Origin of the sequence: Thioalkalivibrio sp. ALE19, assembly GCF_000428605.1 — a bacterium.
GTDB lineage: Bacteria > Pseudomonadota > Gammaproteobacteria > Ectothiorhodospirales > Ectothiorhodospiraceae > Thioalkalivibrio.
Genome location: NZ_AUAG01000001.1, coordinates 65,393 through 84,342 on the forward strand (window position 1 = coordinate 65,393; position 18,950 = coordinate 84,342).

The window sequence follows — 18,950 nt, forward strand, 5'->3', positions numbered from 1 at the left end:
TGCTGTCAGGGAGACGACTGCGCGAGCATGGCCGCCCGCAGACGCTCGAGACGATCGATCGGATCATCGGATTCCAGCAGCGACTGCTTGACCGCGAGATCCACCGGCAGCAGCTCGGCGAGCCGTCCGGCCACCCAGGCCGAATCATTCAGGTGGCGTTCGAGATGCGACCACGGCGTGCCCAGCTGATCCAGCAGACGCTCCAGCAGATCGGCCAGCGATGCATAGTCCACCGGCAGGCTGACCGCCGGCCATTCGTCCAGCGGCTCCACCTCGCCCAGCCACAGTCCGTCATCTCCGCGCCGCGGGTTGTGGATCTGCTGGCGCTGCGCCCCCTTGGCGAGGATGCCCAGCAGGCCATCGGAGCGCTGGTCCCAGTCGATGATGCGCGCCTCGGTGCCCACCGCATGGAACCCCACCGTCGGATCCGATTCGTCCGGCGGCTCTTCGCCCTCGGCGGGCGGCTCGATCGCCACCACCACGAAGCCGCTGTCGTCGCGCAGGCAGCCACGCACCATGTCGAGATAGCGCGTTTCGAAGATCCGCAACGGCAGCAGACCACCCGGGAACAGTACGGTGTTCAGCGGAAACAGCGGAAGCGTCTTCATTCGGGGCCGTCCTCTCCGGCTTGGCCATGCCCGGCCCCCCAGCGGGGACCCAGTGCGTGTTCGATCTGCAGGTGATCCAGGACCCGCGCCACCATGAAATCGATCAGGTCCTGCAGACCTTCAGGGCGATGGTAGAACGCCGGATTGGCCGGCATCACCACGGCGCCCATGCGGGTCAGGCGCAGCATGTTCTCCAGATGGATCTCGGAGAACGGGGTCTCGCGCACCACCAGGATCAGGCGGCGGCGCTCCTTCAGGACCACGTCGGCGGCGCGTTCGATCAACCCGCGCGAGGCCCCGGTCGCCACCGCCGAGACCGTGGCCGTGGTACAGGGGCACACGACCATGGACTCGGGGGCCGCCGAGCCGCTGGCCACCGGGGCGGTCCACTGATCCGGGCCGTAACACTGGATCTGACCCGGCGCGGCAGCGTAGCGTTCACTGAAGAACCGGGCGATCTCCGCCGGCCGCCCGGGCACGCCGAGGTCGGTCTCCATCCCGAGCACCACCTGCCCCGGCTTCGACACCATCAGATGCACTTCGACCCCGGCCTGCACCAGACACTCCAGCAGGCGCAGGCCATAGGGGGCCCCCGACGCGCCGGTCAGGGCCAGGGCGATGCGCCGACTCATGACCGCTCCTCCCGCAGGCGGTCGATCAGGCGCTGATGCAGCCCGCCAAAACCGCCGTTGCTCATGATCACCAGGGTGTCGCCGGGTCGCAGGCCGTCCAGCAGCCCCTGCAGCAGCTCATCCACCGACGCCGCCACCGTCAGGCGTTCTTCCAGGCGGGTGCGCAGCGGACCGATGGCCCAGTCCAGGTCGGGTGGCCGGTACAGGTGCACGCCGTCGGCGCGATCCAGGGCATCGCCCAGCGCACCCGCGTGCACCCCCATGCGCATGGTGTTGGACCGGGGCTCCAGCGCCACCAGCAGGCGCCCGCCCTCGTCCAGTCCGCCGCGCAGACCCTCGAGGGTCATGCGGATGGCGGTGGGGTGATGGGCGAAGTCATCCAGGACCCGGACCCCGGCGATCTCCGCGCGCAGTTCCTGGCGTCGACGGACCCCGCGAAACTCCGGCAGCGCTGCGAGCCCGGTGGTCAGCGGCACGCCGGCGTGGCGGGCCGCGGCCAGCGCCGCCAGGGCATTGGCCTGGTTGTGCCGACCGCACATCGACCATTCAACGCGACCACACGGCTGTTCGTTTTCCAGGACCTCGAAGCAGCGCCCGTCGGCTGACAGCGAGCGAGCGCTCAGCGCGACCGGCGAGTCTGCGGGGCCATCCTCGCCGGTCGCGAGCCGCTCCACCGGTGTCCAGCAGCCGGACTCCAGCACGCGTTCCAGCGCGGCGTCCCCGGCGGGCATCAGGATCTTGCCCTGGCCCGGCACGGTGCGCACCAGATGATGAAACTGACGCTCGATCGCCTGCAGATCCGGGTAGATGTCGGCGTGATCGTACTCGAGGTTGTTCAGCACCAGGGTCCGTGGCCGGTAATGGACGAACTTGGCACGCTTGTCGAAGAACGCACTGTCGTATTCGTCCGCCTCGATCACGAAGAACGGCGACTCCCCGAGGCGCGCGCTCACGCCGAAGTTGCCGGGGACCCCGCCGATCAGGAACCCCGGCGCCATGCCGGCGTATTCCAGGATCCAGGCCAGCAGCGAGCTGGTGGTGGTCTTGCCGTGGGTCCCCGCGACCGCCAGCACCCAGCGGTCGTGCAGCACGTGCTCCGCCAGCCACTGGGGACCGGAGGTGTACGCCTGCCCGCGGTCCAGCATCGCTTCCACCGCGGGCGTGCCACGGGTCATCACGTTGCCCACCACCACCGGGACGTCCTCGGGCAGGGCTTCGGCCTCGTAACCCGCGTGGTAAGGGATGCCTGCGGCCGCCAGCTGCTCGCTCATGGGGGGATAAAGCGTCTGCGCGTCGGCGCCGCTCACGCGATAGCCGCGGGCGCGCGCCAGCTGCGCCAGCCCTCCCATGAACGTCCCGCCGATCCCGAGGATGTGCAGATCGGCGGAGCGGTTCATGCCGTCACCGCCCCGGCCACGCCCTGGGTGATCACCGACGAGATCAGCACGAACCCCAGCGCGATCACGACCCCCGCCATGCGGTTCGACAGTTCGAGGGCCTGGTGCAGGATGTGGCCATATACGAACAGCAACCAGCCCAGCAGGAGCAACATGCCCAGCACTGCCAGCGGCGGAGCCTCCCCGGCCTCCGGATCAATCGGAGCGACCAGCGTCAGCAACGCCATCAGCAGGCCGAGGATCGCGCCGGTGCCCACCATCGCGGTATAGGTCTGGACCTGGCGCCCGACAAAGCCCTGAAACCGCAGCGCCAGGGCCACGAAGCCGAACAGCACCGCCACGTCCACCAGATTCATGACCAGGGCCGGGGTTGCGCCGTACATCGGCACGCCGATGGCCAGCCCCACGGCCACCGCGACCCCGGTCCAGAACACCGCGAGCGCGGGGTCCGCCGGCAGGTCCTGCGGGCCACGCCGGGCCCGCAGGATGTCCAGCATCACCAGCAGGCCGTTCACTCCTCGGCCTCCATGGCTTCCAGCGCCTCCAGTTCCTCGAGTTCGTCCAGCATTTCTTCGGCCCGCTCGTCGGCTCGCCGGCCCCCGGTAAGGAAATCGCGCCGCTGCAGATACGCCCGGCGCATGGCGATGTAGGGGTCATCGGAAAGCTGTTCGATCATGGCCTCGGTGTCGATCAGCCCCGCGCGCATGTCGACCACGTCCACCACCACCAGGCCGACCCACAGCGGCGTGCGATCGCGCCGGATGCTGCGGACGTTGCGCGGATCGGTCTGACTGTCGACCAGGCGGGCGGGCGCATCCCGTGCGGTGCTGGGCCCCAGCAGCGGCAGCTGCAGATAGGGCCCGGACGGCACCCCCCAGGCACCGAGGGTCTGGCCGAAATCCTCGTTGTTCTTGTCCAGTCCCATCGGCGAGGCGACGTCGATCAGGCCGGCCAGACCGAACGTGGTGTTGAACATCAGCCGGCTGGTATCCGAGGCCGCGGCGTGCAGATTGCCCTGCAACAGGTTGTTGAACAGGACCGTCACGTCGTTGAGGTTGGAGAAGAAATTGCCGACGCCCGTCTGCACCGGGTCGGGCAGGCGGCGGTACTGCACGGCCGTGGGCCTGAGGATCGCCTGGTCCACCTCCTGGTTGAAGGCGAACATCGCGCGGTTGTAGGACTCCCAGGGATCATCCGGATGGCGGTCCTCGGACGGTACGCTGGCGCAGCCGGCCAGACCAAGCAGCAGACCGAGCGCCAGCCCGGGCACGACCAGCCACCGCAGCATGCCCCGCGCCGACCCTCGCGGACGCCCCGGGAAGCCCATGACCTCAGGTCCCGCTGCGGTTGCGGCTGGCCGCGATCCGCAGGCGCAGCGCGTTGAGCCGGATAAAGCCTTCGGCGTCCTTCTGGTCGTACGCGCCGGCGTCGTCCTCGAAGGTCGCGATGGACTCGTCGAACAGGCTGTCCGGCGACTGGCGACCGGCCACCATCACGTTGCCCTTGTACAGGCGCAGGCGCACCTCGCCGTTGACCACGCCCTGGGACTCGTCGATCGCGGCCTGCAGCATGCGCCGTTCGGGGCTCCACCAGTAGCCGTTGTAGATGATGCTGGCGTAGCGCGGCATCAGCTCGTCCTTCAGGTGGGCGGCCTCGCGATCCAGGGTGATCGACTCCAGCGCGCGGCGCGCACGCAGCAGGATGGTACCGCCCGGGGTCTCGTAGCAGCCGCGCGACTTCATGCCGACATAACGGTTCTCGACGATGTCCAGCCGGCCGATGCCATGGGCCCCGCCGCGCTCGTTCAGCTTCGACAGCAGCGCGGCCGGCGACAGCTTCTCGCCGTTGATGGAGACCGGGTCACCGTTCTCGAAGCCGATGGTGAGGACCTCGGGCTCGTCCGGCGCGGCCTCGGGCGACACCGACCAGCGCCACATGTCTTCCTCCGAGTCGGTCCACGGATCCTCCAGCGGACCGCCCTCGTAGGAAATGTGCAGCAGGTTGGCGTCCATCGAGTACGGAGACTTCTTGCCCGCCTGGGCATAGTCCACCGGAATGCCGTGCTGTTCGGCGTACGCCATCAGGCGCTCGCGCGAATTGAGATCCCATTCGCGCCACGGAGCGATCACCTCGATCCCCGGCTTGAGCGCGTAGGCACCCAGTTCGAAGCGCACCTGATCGTTGCCCTTGCCGGTCGCGCCATGCGCGATCGCGTCGGCGCCGGTCTCCTCGGCGATCTCGACCAGCCGCCGCGCGATCAGCGGTCGGGCGATGGAGGTCCCCAGCAGGTATTCGCCCTCGTAGACCGTGTTGGCGCGGAACATCGGGAAGACGTAGTCGCGCACGAAGATCTCGCGCAGGTCCTCGATGTAGATCTGCTTGACCCCCAGGGCCTCGGCCTTGGCGCGGGCCGGTTCGACCTCCTCGCCCTGCCCGAGGTCGGCAGTGAAGGTGATGACCTCGCAGCCGTACTGCTCCTCCAGCCACTTGAGGATGACCGAGGTATCCAGACCGCCGGAATAGGCGAGGACGACGCGCTTGATGTTCGAACTCATGGGCATGCAATCCTTGGGAAAGACACTGAATCAATGTTTACGCCGGCCAGTCGGCCGGGCGCATCGAGCCATGGCGGCGGGTCCGGCTACCAGGCCGTACCGTCCCCGGGTTCCACCGGCTGCGGAGCGGCCGGGGCACCCCCGGCGGGGTCGGCGTCACCGGCAGCCTCCGGTGCCGGATCCTCACCCGGAGCCCCGGAGCGGCTGCTGTCGCGCTCGCCCACCCACCAGATCTCGGCGCGACGGGCATCGCGTGACTCGTCCTCGACCCCGGGAGCGACGCCCCCGGCCTCGATTTCGATCTCGGCTTCGCCCAGGCCGGCCTCGCCAAGCGCGTCACGCACGGTTTCGGCCCGCTGCTGGCTGATTCGCCGGTTCACTCTGTCCGGGCCTTCGGCATCGGTCAAGCCGATCACCCGCAATCGTGGCCCTTCGACCCCGTCCAGCGCGGCCACCACCCGGTCCAGCGTCGCCCGGGCCTCACCGTCCAGAGCCGTGCGCCCGGAATCAAAATAGACCACCCAGCGCTCGCGTGCCGTTCCGTCACCGGCCTCCGGGGCCCCTTCGGCCATACGCTGCTCCGCCTGACAGATGCGGAATCCCTCGACCCGGCGGCCGAAACGGATGCCACGGAAATGCACGATGTCCTCGCCGTCGGGGAACCCGATGCGCACATCATGGCCGGCGAGCAAACGGGCCTTGAGGGCCTGCACGCGATCGTCCGGCACACGGAAGCGGTCGTCCGGGCCCGCCCGCAGCATCAGCGACAATGGCGCCGGGCCGTCGCCGGGCAGCCATTCCGGTGCCCCGGTTTCCAGCGGCGCCTGCGAGCGCCCGGACATGGGATAGGGCGGATCCCAGAACGCGCGGACCGCCAGACCGGGACGGGTCTCGAACTGCAGCGAACCGCCGTGGCGCACCCGCTGTTCCAGGCGGCACAGGTCGTCGATCTCGACGCGGGTCCAGTCCGAGCGCTCGAGCGTCTCCTGATGCAGCGTGCCGCCCGGCGCCGGAGCGGCCAGCAGGACCAGCGCGGCGCCGGTCAGCCAGGCCGCCAGCCGCCCGGCGACCCGCGGCAACCCCGGACGTGACTCGCGGCGCACCCGCCTCTAACCCTTCTTCGGCGGCAGGATGTCGGTAATCGAGCCGTGCGCGGCCTCGGCGGCAAAGGCCACCGTCTCGCTCAACGTCGGATGCGGATGCACGGTCAGGCCGATGTCCTCCATCTCCGCGCCCATCTCCAGCGCCAGCATCGCCTCGCCGATCAGGTCGCCGGCGGACGGGCCGACCAGGCCGGCGCCGATCACCCGGCCCTCGGCGTCGAACAGCAGCTTGGTCATGCCGTCCTCGGCGCCCAGCGCGATTGCCCGGCCGGAGGCGGCCCAGGGGAATACGCCCCTGGTATATTCGATGCCGTCGGCCTGCGCCTGTTCCTCGGTCACGCCCATCCACGCAACCTCCGGGTGGGTGTAGGCCACCGACGGGATCGCGCGGGCGTCGAAGTGCACCTTGTGCCCGGCGATCACCTCGGCCGCCACCTTGCCCTCGTGGGTGGCCTTGTGCGCCAGCATCGGCTGGCCGACCACGTCGCCGATGGCGAAGATGTGCTCGACATTGGTGCGCTGCTGGCTGTCGACCTCGATGAAGCCGCGCTCGCTGACCTGTACCCCGGCGGCCTCGGCGTTGATCTTCGCGCCGTTCGGGCTGCGCCCCACGGCCACCAGCACGCGGTCGAAGGTGTCCTCTTCCGGCAGGCCCTTCGCCTCGCCCTCGAAGCGGCAGACGATGCCCTGCTCGGTGGCCTCGGCCCCGGTCACCTTGCTCTTGAGGAAGATGTTCTCGAAGCGCTTCTTCGCGCGCTTCTCGAACGGGCGCACGATGTCGCGGTCCGCCCCCGGCATCAGGGTGTCCGAGAGTTCCACCACCGTGACCTTCGTGCCCAGCGACTCGTACACGCAGGCCATCTCCAGGCCGATGATGCCGCCGCCGACCACCAGCATGCGCTCGGGGATGTCAGCCAGATCCAGCGCATCGGTGGAGTCCATCACCCGGTCATCGTCCCAGGGAAAGCCGGGCAGTTTCACCGCCTGCGACCCGACGGAGATGATCGCGTGCTCGAAACCGATCACCTCGCGGCCATTGTCGCCCTCGACGGCAATGCTGTGGGCCCCGGTGAATTCGCCGACGCCCTGCACCACGCGCACCTTGCGCTGCTTGGCCAGCTGCTTGAGGCCGCCGGTCAGCTTCTTGACCGTCTTGTCCTTGTAGCCACGCAGGCCGTCGAGGTCGATCTCGGGCTCGCCGAACTTGATGCCCAGCGCGGCGAAGCGCTCGGCCTCGTGCAGCACCTCGCCGGCGTGCAGCAGTGCCTTGGACGGGATGCAGCCGACGTTCAGGCAGACCCCGCCGATCTGGGGATAGCGTTCGACCATCACCACGTCCAGGCCCAGGTCCGCGGCGCGGAACGCAGCGGTGTAGCCGCCGGGGCCGGAGCCCAGCACCAGCACCTGGCACTGGCTGTCGGTGTTCGGGTCGGCCGCGGCCTGCGGCGCCGGGGTGGAGGACGCCCCGGCCGCGCCGGCGGGCTCCGCGGACGCCGCCTCGGTATCCTCCGCCGGGGCGGGCGAAGCCTCGCTGTCCGCGGCCTCCGCGCCGGCCTCCAGTTCCAGGATCGGATCCCCCTGTGACACCCGCTGGCCGGTCTTTACGTGCACGGATTTGACCGTACCCGCCTGCGGTGCCGGGACATCGATGGTCGCCTTGTCCGATTCGAGCGTGATCAGCGGGTCTTCCGGGGCGATCGTGCTGCCCGGCTGGACCAGGACCTCGATGATCTCGACATCCTTGAAGTCGCCGATGTCGGGGACTTCGACGGTGGTGGTCTGACTCATGACAAAGCTCCGGTGATTACAGCAGCATGCGCCGCATGTCGGACAGCAGCGCGCTCAGCGTGGTGGTGAAGCGGGCACCCAGGGCCCCGTCGATCACCCGGTGGTCGTAGGACAGGGCCATCGGCAGCACCAGACGCGGCTCGAATTCCTCGCCGTTCCAGACCGGCTGCATCGAGGCCTTCGACACCCCGAGGATGGCGACCTCCGGGGCATTGACGATGGGCGTGAACTGGGTACCACCGATGCCGCCGAGGCTGGAGATGGTCAGGCAGCCGCCCTGCATGTCGGCGGGCTTGAGTTTCTTCTCGCGCGCCCGCTTCGACAGGTCCATCAGTTCGGAGGCGATGTCCACCAGACTCTTGCGGTCCACGTCACGCACGACCGGAACCACCAGACCATCCGGCGTATCCACGGCCACGCCCAGGTGGTAGTACTGCTTGATCACCAGGTTCTCGCCGGTCGCGTCCAGCGAGGCATTGAAGCGCGGGTATTCCTTGAGCGCGGAGACCACCGCCTTCATCAGGAACGGCAGGAAAGTGATCTTGATCCCCTGCTTCTCGTATTCGGCCTTCAGCGACTTGCGGAAGTCCTCCAGCTCGGTGATGTCGGCCTCGTCGAACTGCGTCACGTGCGGAACGGTGACCCAGTTGCGATGCAGGTTCTGGCCGGTGAGCCGGTTGATCTTTGACAGCGGCTGGGTCTCGATCGGACCGAACTCGGAGAAATCGATCTCCGGCATGGGTTCGACCCCCAGTCCGGAACCGGCGGGCTGGCTGAGCGCGCGCTTGACGAAAGCCTGCACGTCCTCGCGCAGGATGCGCCCCTTGCGACCGCTCCCCTCGACCTTGGACAGGTCGACGCCCAGCTCGCGCGCGAACTTGCGCACCGCGGGCGAGGCGTGGGCGCGACGGAACGCGGACTCGTTCTCGATATGGGCGGTGGGCGATGGCCGCGGGCCACCCTGGCCGCCCTGCCCGCCGGTACTACCCGAGTCGCCGGCCGATGCCCTGGCCGGCGCGGACCCCGTATCCGGCGCGCTGGCCGAGGCCGCGGGTGCCGTTTCTTCGCCTCCGGCGGAGGCGGCCGGCTCGGCGGTGGCCTCCGCCGGAGCTTCCCCGGCACCACTGGCGGCAGCCTCGTCCGCGGGGGCCAGTTCGAGGATCGCATCCCCCTGCGAGACGCGGTCCCCGGCCTTGACCTTCATGCCCTGCACGGTACCGCCCTGCGGTGCCGGGATCTCGATGGAGGCCTTGTCCGACTCCAGGGTGATCAGCGGGTCCTCGGGCGCCACGGTGTCACCCGGCTTGACCAGTACCTCGATGATCTCGACGTCCTTGAAGTCACCGATGTCGGGGACTTCAACCGTAATCGTGTCGCTCATGTCTGCTCCTGCCTCGGGACGCCGGCCTCAGGCCTGCAGGGGGTTGGGACGATCGGTGTCGATCTCGTATTTGTCGATCGCCTCGCGGACGGTCTTCGCCTCGACGGTCCCGGCATCGGCCAGGGCCTTCAGTGCGGTCACCGCGATGTGGTAGCGGTCGACTTCGAAGTGGCGCCGCAGCGCGGAGCGCAGGTCCGAACGGCCGAAACCGTCGGTGCCCAGCACGCGATAGTCGGCGGGCACATAGGCGCGGATCTGATCGGCGAAGTTCGACACGTAGTCGGTGGCCGCGACCACCGGCGCCTCGGAACCGCCCAGGCACTGCTCGACCCAGCTGCGACGCGGCTTCGCGTCCGGATGCAGCCGGGCATGGCGCTCGCAGTCGCGACCGTCACGCGCCAGCTCGGTGAAACTGGTCGCGCTCCAGACCTCGGCCGACACACCGAAGTCCTGCTCCAGCAGCGCCGCGGCCTCGATCGCCTCGCGCAGGATGGTGCCGGAACCCAGCAGGCGGACCTTCTTTTTCTTGCGTCCTCCGGCCTGGAAACGATACAGGCCGCGGCGGATGCCCTCTTCGGCGCCCTCCGGCATCGCCGGCTGATGGTAGTTTTCGTTCATCGCCGTGATGTAGTAGAAGACGCTCTCCTGCTCGCGGAACATGCGCCGCATGCCGTCCTGCACGATCACTGCCAGCTCGTAGGCGAACGTCGGGTCGTAGGCAATGCAGTTGGGCACGTTGGCCGCCATCATGTGGCTGTGGCCGTCGTTGTGCTGCAGCCCCTCGCCGGCCAGGGTGGTGCGGCCGGCGGTGCCGCCGATCAGGAAACCGCGCGCCCGCTGGTCGCCGGCGGCCCAGATCAGGTCGCCGATGCGCTGGAACCCGAACATCGAATAGAAGATGTAGAACGGGATGGTCGCCACGCCGTGGGTGGAGTAGGACGTCGCGGCGGCGATCCAGGAGGAGATCGAGCCGGCCTCGTTGATCCCTTCCTCCAGGATCTGGCCGCCCTTGTCCTCCTTGTAATACATCACCTGGTCCTTGTCCTGCGGCTCATAGAGCTGACCGACCGAGGAATAGATGCCCAGCTGGCGGAACAGGCCTTCCATGCCGAAGGTACGCGCCTCATCCGGGACGATCGGGACCACGTGCCGGCCGATCTTCTTGTCGCGCGCGAGGATCTGCAGCATGCGCACGAAGGCCATGGTGGTGGACATCTCGCGGTCGCCGGAATCCTCCAGCAGCCCGGAGAAGGCGTCCAGCTCCGGGACCTCCAGCGGCGTAGTCATGTGCCGCCGCTGCGGCAGGTAACCCCCGAGCGCCTTGCGCCGCTCGTGCATGTACTGCATCTCGTCGGAGTCGGGATCCGGCTTGAGATACTCGGCCCGTTCCACCTGCTCGTCGGACAGCGGGATGTTGAAGCGGTCACGGAAGTGCTTCATGTCCTCCGTGTCCATCTTCTTCTGGCTGTGGGTGCGGTTCTGGGCCTCGCCCGCCGACCCCATGCCGTAGCCCTTGACGGTGTGCGCCAGGATCACGGTCGGCTGCCCGGTATGCTCCATGGCCGCCTTGTAGGCCGCGTAGACCTTGACCGGGTCGTGACCGCCGCGATTCAGGCGCCAGATCTCCTCGTCGGACATGTTGGCGACCATCGCCTTCAGCTCGGGATACTTGCCGAAGAAGTGCTCGCGCACGTAGGCCCCGTCGTTGGCCTTGTAGTTCTGGTAGTCGCCGTCGACCGCCTCCATCATGCGCTTCTGCAGCAGGCCGTCGGTGTCCTTGGCCAGCAGCGGCTCCCAGTAGCGCCCCCACAGGACCTTGATGACGTTCCAGCCGGCGCCACGGAAGATCGCTTCCAGCTCCTGCACGATCTTGCCGTTGCCGCGCACCGGCCCGTCGAGGCGCTGCAGGTTGCAGTTCACCACCCAGGTCAGGTTGTCCAGCTTCTCGCGCGAGGCCAGGGTGATCGCCCCCATGGTCTCGGGCTCGTCGACCTCGCCGTCGCCGACGAAGCTCCACACATGACGATTCTCGGTCTGCGCCAGCCCGCGATCCTGCAGGTAGCGCATGAAGCGCGCCTGATAGATGCTCATGATCGGGCCCAGCCCCATGGACACCGTCGGGAACTGCCAGAAGTCCGGCATCAGCCAGGGGTGCGGGTAGGAGGACAGCCCCTTGCCGTCCACCTCGCGGCGGAAGTGATCCAGCTGCTCCTCGGTCAGGCGCCCTTCGAGGAAGGCACGGGCGTAGATCCCCGGCGAGGAATGCCCCTGAGCGAACACCAGATCACCGCCGTGCTCGTGCGACGGGGCGCGCCAGAAATGGTTGAAGCCGACGTCGTAGAGCGTGGCCCCGGAGGCGAAGGACGCGATGTGACCACCCAGTTCCGGCGACACCCGGTTGGCCTTGACCACCATCGCCATCGCGTTCCAGCGGATGTAGGAACGGATACGATGTTCCAGCGCGCCGTCGCCGGGGTACACCGGCTCGAGGTGCGGCGGGATGGTATTCACGTAGGCGGTGTTGGCCGAGTACGGGAGATAGGCTCCGCTGCGCCGGGCCTTGTCCACCAGGGCCTCCAGCAGGGCGTGCGCCCGTTCGGGCCCGTCGGCCTCCATCACGGAGGCAAGGGCGTCGATCCACTCCTGGGTTTCCTGCGGATCGATGTCATTCGGGATGGCGTTCAGGTCCATGCGTCTACCCCTGAAAACGGGTTGGGAAACGGTTCGCGGGCGCGGGGCCGTGCCACCGGGCGCGGGGCGGTTCTGCTACCATGCCGCGGCCCGGGCGGACAGAAAGGCGCAAGTATCCCGACTGTGTTGCCAACAGGTCAAGCGAAAGCGTTCTATGGCGCCGATCTCCCGCAAAACGGGAAGGATATGCAAAGATCTTCCCGGAATCGATCCGAACCAAGGTAACCGCATGGCCGCACCCGCCCAGCTCGACCCCTCGCACCGCCCCATGGCCCACCGCTTCCGCGGCTTCCTGCCCGTGGTCGTCGATGTGGAAACCGGGGGTTTCGACTGCGAACGCCACGCACTGCTGCAGGTGGCCGCGGTCTTCCTGCGCCGCAACGAGCAGGATCGCCTGGAGCGCGCCCATACCGTCAGCCTGCACGTGCGTCCGTTCGAAGGCTCGGAGATGGATCCGAAGTCGCTGGAGGTCAACGGGATCGACCCCTACCATCCGCTGCGCGCGGCGTGGCCGGAGGATCAGGCCATGGGCCGGCTGTTCAGTGAGGTCCGTCGCGAGGTCAAGCTGAATCTTTGCAAGCGCGCGATCCTGGTGGGACACAACGCCCATTTCGACCTCGGGTTCGTGCACAAGGCGGCGGACCGCTGCGGGATCAAGCGCAACCCCTTCCACCCGTTCAGCAGCCTGGACACCGTGTCGCTGGCCGCACTGGCCTACGGCCAGACCGTTCTTGCGCGCGCGGCGCGCGCCGCCGGGCTGGAGTGGGACAACGATTCCGCGCACAGCGCGGCCTTCGATGCCGAAAAGACCGCCGACCTGTTCTGCGCGGTCGCCAACCACTGGCAGGACCACATCGGCGTGCCGCAGGCCGCGCTGCAGCTGCCCGACCCCGAGGAACTGCCGCCCGGCAGCTGAGCACAAAAAAGGCCCGCCACCGCAATCGCGATGACGGGCCGGGCACGCCGCGGGCCAGGCGCCTCAGCCGGCGTTGCGCTGGGCGTGCTTGTCGTGGGCCTCGTCGACCATCTTCTTCAGCTCGCCGCTTTCGAACATCTCCAGGGTGATGTCGCAGCCGCCGATGAGCTCGCCGTCGATATAGACCTGCGGGAAGGTCGGCCAGTCGGCGAAGCGCGGCAGATTCTGCATGACCTCCTGGTCGGCGATCACGTTCACGTAGCCGAACTCGCGCTCGCAGCGCTTGAGCGCCTCCACCGCGCGGCTGGAGAAGCCGCACATCGGGAACTGCGGGCTCCCCTTCATGAAGATCACGACCGGGTTTTCTTCCACCTGCTGGCGGATACGGTCCATTACATCCATTGCTGTACTCCTGATACGGGCCTGATGGGTGATTGCGATAAGGAAACGTGCCGGGCGCAGCGGTGCCGCCCCCGCGACAAAGTCCGAGTATTATACTCAGACATTGAAGCGAAAATGTACAACGTCCCCTTCACGCATGACGTATTCCTTGCCTTCGAGCCGCCACTTGCCGACATCCTTGGCCCCCTGTTCGCCGCCATGCTCCACGTAGTCGTCGTAGGCGACCACCTCGGCACGAATGAAGCCCTTCTCGAAGTCGGTGTGGATCACGCCCGCGGCCTGCGGCGCGGTGGAGCCCCGACGCACGGTCCAGGCGCGCACCTCCTTCTCTCCGGCGGTGAAGAAGGTCTGCAGGTCCAGCAGCTCGTAGGCGGTGCGGATCACCCGGTCGAGACCGGGTTCCTCGAGACCCAGATCGGCCAGGAACTCGGCACGCTCGTCAGGTTCCAGCACCGCGATCTCGGCCTCGATGGCAGCGCACACGCTGACCACCTGCGCGCCCTCCTCGGCGGCCTTCTCGCGCACCGCGCGCACCTGCTCGTTGTCCTCGGCCAGCCCCGCTTCATTCACGTTGGCGATATACATCAGCGGCTTGATGGTCAGCAGGTGCAGATCGCGCAGCAGCTCGAGCTCCTCCGGCTCCAGCGCCTGGGCACGCACCGGGATGCCCTCGCCCAGCCCCTCGGCGACCTTCTCCGCGGCCTGCAGCCGGGCGATGGCTTCCTTGTCCTGGGACTTGGCGGCCCGAGTCAGGCGCGTGAGGGCCTTGTTGACGGTCTCCAGGTCCGCCAGCATCAACTCGGTGCTGATGGTCTCGATGTCCGCCAGCGGATCCACGCGCCCGGATACGTGAACGATGTCATCGTCCTCGAAGCAGCGCACCACCTGTGCGATGGCATCGGTCTCGCGAATATGCGCGAGGAACTGATTGCCCAGCCCCTCGCCCTGAGCCGCCCCGGAGACCAGCCCCGCAATGTCGACGAACTCCACGGTCGTCGGGAGGACCCGCTCCGGCGACACCAGCGCTGCCAGTTTCTCCAGCCGCGGATCCGGCACCTCCACCACGCCAACGTTGGGGTCGATGGTGCAGAAGGGGTAGTTCTCCGCGGCGATCTCCGCGCGCGTCAGGGCGTTGAACAGGGTCGACTTGCCGACGTTGGGCAGGCCGACGATGCCGCATTTCAGACTCATGGGATTTCCTCGGATGTAACTCGGTGCGGGCTCAGCCGGAGCCGCGACCGTGCAGATGGCGCACGGCCTCGTCCCAGCGGCCGGCCAGCAGGGCCGGGATCTCGCGCGCCGCGTCGTCCAGTGCCTCGCCGATCGCCCGAGCCGCATCGCGATCGGGACGATCCAGCACGAACGGGACCACCTGGTCGCGTTCGCCGGGATGACCGATACCGACGCGCAGACGGCAGTAGGCGGGGCCGCCCAGGTGCCGGTGCAGGTCGCGCAGACCGTTGTGCCCGCCATGCCCTCCGCCATGCTTCAGGCGGACCACCCCGGGCTCGAGATCCAGCTCGTCGTGGACGACCAGGATCTCCTCCGGGGCGATGCGATAGAAATCGGCGCATTTGCGCACCGGCAGGCCGCTCCTGTTCATGAAGGACATCGGCTTGAGCAGCCAGGCATCACCTTCGGGGAGGGTCAGCCGGGCAGCCTCGCCATCGAAGCGGTTCTCCGGGCGAAAGCGGACGCCGTGATCACGGGCCAGGGCATCCACAAACCAGAAGCCCGCGTTATGCCGGGTTTCGGCGTAACGCGGGCCCGGGTTGCCCAGCCCGACCACCAGGCGAATCGGCGCAGGTCGGCTGGTCATGCGGGAGGTCGTGACCGCGGCGTTCAGCCGTTGTCTTCCTCGCCGCCGGCTTCCTCGCCCGCGGCCTCGTCACCACCTTCCTCGCCTTCGGCGCCCTCGGCGGCGGCCGCACCACCACCGCCGCCACCCTTGGCGGAACGCGGCAGCTGCACGGTCACGACCGCGTAGTCGTATTCGTCGCCCTGCATCAGCGCGACCATCTCGACACCCTTGGGCAGATTGCCCTTCAGGTCGGACAGGTGCAGCGTCTCGCCCACGTCGACGTCGGTCATGTCGATGTCGATCGATTCCGGCAGGTCGTCCGGCAGGCACTCGACCTCGATCTCGTTGACCTGACGGTTGATCATGCCGCCGCCGGGCTTCACGCCCTTGCAGGTCTCCTCATTGAGGAAATGGATGGGCACGTTCACGCGGATCGGCTGGTTGGCGCTCACGCGCAGCAGATCCACGTGATAGATGGTGGGCTTGAACGGATGGCGCTGCACATCGCGCAGGATCGCCTTCTGCGACTGGCCGTCCAGCTTGACCGTCAGGATGTGCGAGTAGAACGCATCTTCCTTCAGGTTGTGGACCATCGCGTTGTGATCCAGCGTGATCGGCACTGCGGGATCTTCGCCGCCATACAGAATGGCAGGCAGCTTGCCGGCGCGACGCAGGCGGCGGCTCGCACTCGAACCCTGTTCGTCACGCTTTTCGGCTTCAAGGGTAAAACTCATGCTCATGATGACGTTCTCCAGAATGAACGCGCCCCACCCGCGACCAGGTGAGGCGTAAAGCGGGAGGCCCATCCTCCCGGATTCGGGGCAGCCGGCGACCGCCGGCGACGCAGGCCGGGTTCCGCCGGCCCGGGCTCAGTCCACGAACAGCGAGCTCACGGACTCCTCGCGGTTGATGCGGCGGATGGTCTCCGCGAGCATCTCCGCGACCGAAAGCTGCCGGATCTTCGGACAGGCCTGCGCGTTGGGCTGGAGGGCCAGGGTGTCGGTCACCACCAGCTCGTCCAGCGCCGAACCGTTTATGTTATCAATCGCCGCGCCGGAAAGCACGGGGTGAGTGGCATAGGCGCTGACCGAGGAGGCGCCATGCTGCTTCAGCGCCTTCGCCGCCTGACACAGGGTGCCGGCCGTATCCACCAGGTCGTCGATGATGATGCAGGACTTGCCGCGCACGTCCCCGATGATGTGCATCACTTCGGATTCGTTGGCGCGCGGACGGCGCTTGTCGATGATGGCCAGGTCGGCATCGTCCAGCCGCTTGGCGATGGCGCGGGCGCGCACCACCCCGCCGACGTCCGGCGAGACCACCGTCAGGTCGCCGGAGACGTGCCGCCAGACATCGCCCAGCAGCACCGGCGAGGCATAGATGTTGTCCACCGGAACGTTGAAAAACCCCTGAACCTGATCGGCATGAACGTCGATCGTCAGCACGCGATCGGCGCCCACCGCCTCGATCATGTTGGCCACGACCTTGGCCGAGATCGGCACCCTTGCCGAGCGCACGCGGCGATCCTGGCGGGCATAACCGAAATACGGAATCACCGTGGTGATACGCCCGGCCGAGGCGCGGCGCAGGGCATCCACCATGATCACGAGCTCCATCAGGTTCTCGTTGGTGGGCTGCCCGGTGGGCTGGATCAGGAAGACGTCGCGTCCGCGAACGTTTTCCAGGATCTCGACCTGGACCTCGCCGTCACTGAACCGGCCGACGGTTACCTTGCCCATCGGCAGGCCGAGATGCTCGGCAACGCCCTGTGCCAGTCGCGGGTTGGCGTTCCCCGCGAAGATCATCATGCGACTCTTGTCGACCACGACTTGTCCCGGTCTGGGTGGTGCGGAACCGCGCCCGGATGGCGCGGTCTCCAGTAAGGAACCCCGGCCGGGGCCGGGGTTCGGGAATATGGCCCCTCGCCTTCGGCGCGGGGCGATTGTATGGCTGGGCCGGCAGGATTACGGCGCTGCGCGCCGCCCTCCGGGCCGCCGCCTTCGGCGGCGTTCTCTCGCGGCTGCGCCGCTCGAGTCGAACCTTTCACGGTTCTCATCCTGCCGCCCGGTTGTCAGGTGCCCCTCGCCTTCGGCGCGGGGCGATTGTATGGCTGGGCCGGCAGGATTCGAACCTGCGCATGACGGGATCAAAACCCGTTGCCTTACCGCTTGGCTACGGCCCAGTAGAATGGCGGCCCGACTCGGGCAACCACGCCCGCAGGGGCGACTCGTTGCGCAGCCGGGTGACCCGGCTGCTCCAGGGCAGCGGCTGCTCCTCGCGTGCCCTTTCGGCGTCGGCGCGCTCGCGAAACAGCCCGAACACGCAACCGCCGGTTCCGCTCAGGCGGGCCCGGTCGGTCTGCGAGCCCAGCCAGTCCAGCGCCCGGGCGATATCCGGATAGCGCGTCCGAACCACCGGTTCGAAGACGTTCCCAAATGCCGCGCCGTCGACCGCGTGCGAAATTCTCTCGGTGGGACAGTCGCGTGTCAATTCTCCTGATCCGAACATGGTTCCGGTGGCGACCGGGACACCGGGGTCGATCAGCAGCGCCCAGGGGCAGTCGGGCCGCACCGGAACCAGGGTTTCGCCCACGCCTTCGGCCCATGCGGCGCGGCCGCGCACGAAGACCGGCACGTCCGCGCCGAGACGCAGGCCGAGATCGGCCAGGGTCGATTCGTCCAGGCCCAGCTCGAACAGATAATTCAGCGCAACCAGGGTAGTGGCGGCGTCGGAGCTGCCTCCGCCCACCCCGCCACCGACCGGAAGGCGCTTGTCGAGGTGGATCGTCACCCCCTCGTGCCGGCCGGCGGCCTCGAACACCAGGCGGGCAGCGCGCACGCACAGGTTTTCCGACCCGTCCACCGCATCCGCGGAGGCCATCGCCACCTCCCCGCCGGGGCGCGGCTCGAAGCGCAGCCGGTCCTCCAGATCGATGAACTGGAACACGGTCTGCAGCTCGTGGTAGCCGTCCGCGCGCCGACCGGTGATGTGCAGGAAGCGGTTGATCTTCGCGGGCGCGGGGAAGATCTGCGCAAAGAGCTTGTCCATCAGGCGGATCCGTCTCCCATCTGCCACTGGCGGATCACGGCGCGCAGCGTGAGCGCATCGCGCTGCAGCTCCATGCGCACCGGCAGGGACTCGCCGTCGAATTCCTCGTACTCGCCGTATTCGATTTCCCAGCCGGCCTGACGGATGCGGATCGGACGCCCTTCGGCATCCACTTCGCGCTCGTAGGCATGCGCCGGGTCCGGGAGCCCGCGTACCCAGTAGACCATCCCCGACACCGGAATCGCATCGCCGGTGAGACGCTGCGCCAGGACATCCGGATCGCGCGCGCTGTGATGCTGGCCGTCGCGCGTCACCAGCCGCGCCGGCTGCCCCTCGGCGAGGGTCAATCGACCGCCACCCCGTCCCATCGGACCGGACAGATCGAGGATATGCGTACCCTCCTGCACCCGCCAGTTGAGCTGTGCGGACCAGTATTCACGCTCGGTATCCAGCCCCAGGCGGGCCACCAGGCGCCAGGTTTCGATGGCGGCGAGCCTCTCGCTGCGCTCCTCGAAGGCCCTTTGCGCGGCGTCGCCCCGATCCACCTCGGGCAGGGCGGCACACCCGGCGAGCAGTATTACGATCAGCAGCGCGAGTGCCGCGCGCACACCCGACCCTCTCATTCGCG

Annotated in this window: 18 protein-coding genes, 1 tRNA gene and 1 other RNA gene; 1 reads left to right on the forward strand and 19 read right to left on the reverse strand. The window is 68.1% G+C overall.

The features are described 5' to 3' along the window. Positions 1 to 5 precede the first annotated feature (5 nt). The 10 genes from F787_RS0100355 to aceE all read right to left on the reverse strand — a co-directional run bounded on the left by F787_RS0100355 (position 6) and on the right by aceE (position 12,155). Complete coding sequence (locus F787_RS0100355; RefSeq protein WP_028490968.1) at positions 6 to 608, reverse strand: LON peptidase substrate-binding domain-containing protein; 603 nt, start codon at positions 606 to 608, stop codon at positions 6 to 8. After that, positions 605 to 1,240 (reverse strand): flavin prenyltransferase UbiX, encoded by a 636-nt coding sequence (locus F787_RS0100360; protein ID WP_018869824.1) that lies wholly within the window; start codon positions 1,238 to 1,240, stop codon positions 605 to 607. Before F787_RS0100360 ends, F787_RS0100355 begins: the two co-directional genes overlap by 4 nt. After that, a complete protein-coding gene (gene mpl / locus F787_RS0100365) occupies positions 1,237 to 2,637 on the reverse strand; it encodes a UDP-N-acetylmuramate:L-alanyl-gamma-D-glutamyl-meso-diaminopimelate ligase (protein ID WP_019591029.1) in 1,401 nt (466 codons plus the stop codon). The genes F787_RS0100360 and mpl overlap by 4 nt, the downstream gene beginning before the upstream one ends. Next, positions 2,634 to 3,152, reverse strand: coding sequence for a hypothetical protein (locus tag F787_RS0100370; protein WP_019570445.1), 519 nt, complete (start codon positions 3,150 to 3,152; stop codon positions 2,634 to 2,636). Before F787_RS0100370 ends, mpl begins: the two co-directional genes overlap by 4 nt. Then, positions 3,149 to 3,925 carry a VacJ family lipoprotein gene (locus F787_RS0100375; RefSeq protein WP_028490969.1) on the reverse strand — a complete coding sequence of 259 codons (777 nt, stop codon included), beginning with the start codon at positions 3,923 to 3,925 and terminating at the stop codon, positions 3,149 to 3,151. The genes F787_RS0100370 and F787_RS0100375 overlap by 4 nt, the downstream gene beginning before the upstream one ends. A gap of 43 nt (positions 3,926 to 3,968) precedes the next feature. Continuing rightward, complete coding sequence (locus F787_RS0100380; RefSeq protein WP_028490970.1) at positions 3,969 to 5,192, reverse strand: argininosuccinate synthase; 1,224 nt, start codon at positions 5,190 to 5,192, stop codon at positions 3,969 to 3,971. Between the two features lie 86 nt (positions 5,193 to 5,278). Then, complete coding sequence (locus F787_RS0100385) at positions 5,279 to 6,271, reverse strand: OmpA family protein (RefSeq protein WP_028490971.1); 993 nt, start codon at positions 6,269 to 6,271, stop codon at positions 5,279 to 5,281. Positions 6,272 to 6,301: 30 nt separating this feature from the next. Next, positions 6,302 to 8,083 carry a dihydrolipoyl dehydrogenase gene (gene lpdA / locus F787_RS0100390; protein ID WP_028490972.1) on the reverse strand — a complete coding sequence of 594 codons (1,782 nt, stop codon included), beginning with the start codon at positions 8,081 to 8,083 and terminating at the stop codon, positions 6,302 to 6,304. 16 nt (positions 8,084 to 8,099) lie between these two features. Next, positions 8,100 to 9,464, reverse strand: a complete 1,365-nt coding sequence (gene aceF, locus F787_RS0100395) for a dihydrolipoyllysine-residue acetyltransferase (RefSeq protein ID WP_019570450.1) — start codon at positions 9,462 to 9,464, stop codon at positions 8,100 to 8,102. A gap of 27 nt (positions 9,465 to 9,491) precedes the next feature. Continuing rightward, positions 9,492 to 12,155 (reverse strand): pyruvate dehydrogenase (acetyl-transferring), homodimeric type, encoded by a 2,664-nt coding sequence (gene aceE, locus F787_RS0100400; protein WP_019570451.1) that lies wholly within the window; start codon positions 12,153 to 12,155, stop codon positions 9,492 to 9,494. A 229-nt stretch (positions 12,156 to 12,384) separates the two neighbouring features. On the opposite strand from aceE, the gene rnt reads away from it, so the two are divergent. After that, the gene (gene rnt, locus F787_RS0100405; protein WP_018869815.1) at positions 12,385 to 13,071 is read left to right on the forward strand and encodes a ribonuclease T; all 687 of its coding nucleotides are present in this window, start codon (positions 12,385 to 12,387) and stop codon (positions 13,069 to 13,071) included. Positions 13,072 to 13,134: 63 nt separating this feature from the next. Here rnt and grxD read toward each other — a convergent pair whose 3' ends face one another. The 9 genes from grxD to lolB all read right to left on the reverse strand — a co-directional run bounded on the left by grxD (position 13,135) and on the right by lolB (position 18,945). After that, complete coding sequence (grxD, locus tag F787_RS0100410; RefSeq protein WP_018935295.1) at positions 13,135 to 13,473, reverse strand: Grx4 family monothiol glutaredoxin; 339 nt, start codon at positions 13,471 to 13,473, stop codon at positions 13,135 to 13,137. A gap of 96 nt (positions 13,474 to 13,569) precedes the next feature. Then, entirely contained in the window at positions 13,570 to 14,664 is a 1,095-nt protein-coding gene (gene ychF / locus F787_RS0100415; RefSeq protein WP_019570452.1) for a redox-regulated ATPase YchF, read from the reverse strand. 31 nt (positions 14,665 to 14,695) lie between these two features. Continuing rightward, positions 14,696 to 15,292, reverse strand: a complete 597-nt coding sequence (pth, locus tag F787_RS0100420; RefSeq protein WP_018869812.1) for an aminoacyl-tRNA hydrolase — start codon at positions 15,290 to 15,292, stop codon at positions 14,696 to 14,698. A gap of 23 nt (positions 15,293 to 15,315) precedes the next feature. Beyond that, positions 15,316 to 16,014, reverse strand: coding sequence for a 50S ribosomal protein L25/general stress protein Ctc (locus F787_RS0100425; protein WP_018869811.1), 699 nt, complete (start codon positions 16,012 to 16,014; stop codon positions 15,316 to 15,318). Between the two features lie 129 nt (positions 16,015 to 16,143). Next, positions 16,144 to 17,100, reverse strand: a complete 957-nt coding sequence (locus F787_RS0100430) for a ribose-phosphate diphosphokinase (RefSeq protein WP_018869810.1) — start codon at positions 17,098 to 17,100, stop codon at positions 16,144 to 16,146. Between the two features lie 121 nt (positions 17,101 to 17,221). Then, positions 17,222 to 17,351, reverse strand: a non-coding RNA gene (locus tag F787_RS16270) — RtT sRNA. Between the two features lie 30 nt (positions 17,352 to 17,381). Further along, positions 17,382 to 17,456 (reverse strand) — tRNA-Gln (locus F787_RS0100435). Continuing rightward, the gene (ispE, locus tag F787_RS16080; protein WP_028490973.1) at positions 17,447 to 18,322 is read right to left on the reverse strand and encodes a 4-(cytidine 5'-diphospho)-2-C-methyl-D-erythritol kinase; all 876 of its coding nucleotides are present in this window, start codon (positions 18,320 to 18,322) and stop codon (positions 17,447 to 17,449) included. Before ispE ends, F787_RS0100435 begins: the two co-directional genes overlap by 10 nt. Beyond that, a complete protein-coding gene (lolB, locus tag F787_RS0100445; protein ID WP_028490974.1) occupies positions 18,322 to 18,945 on the reverse strand; it encodes a lipoprotein insertase outer membrane protein LolB in 624 nt (207 codons plus the stop codon). Before lolB ends, ispE begins: the two co-directional genes overlap by 1 nt. Positions 18,946 to 18,950 lie beyond the last annotated feature (5 nt).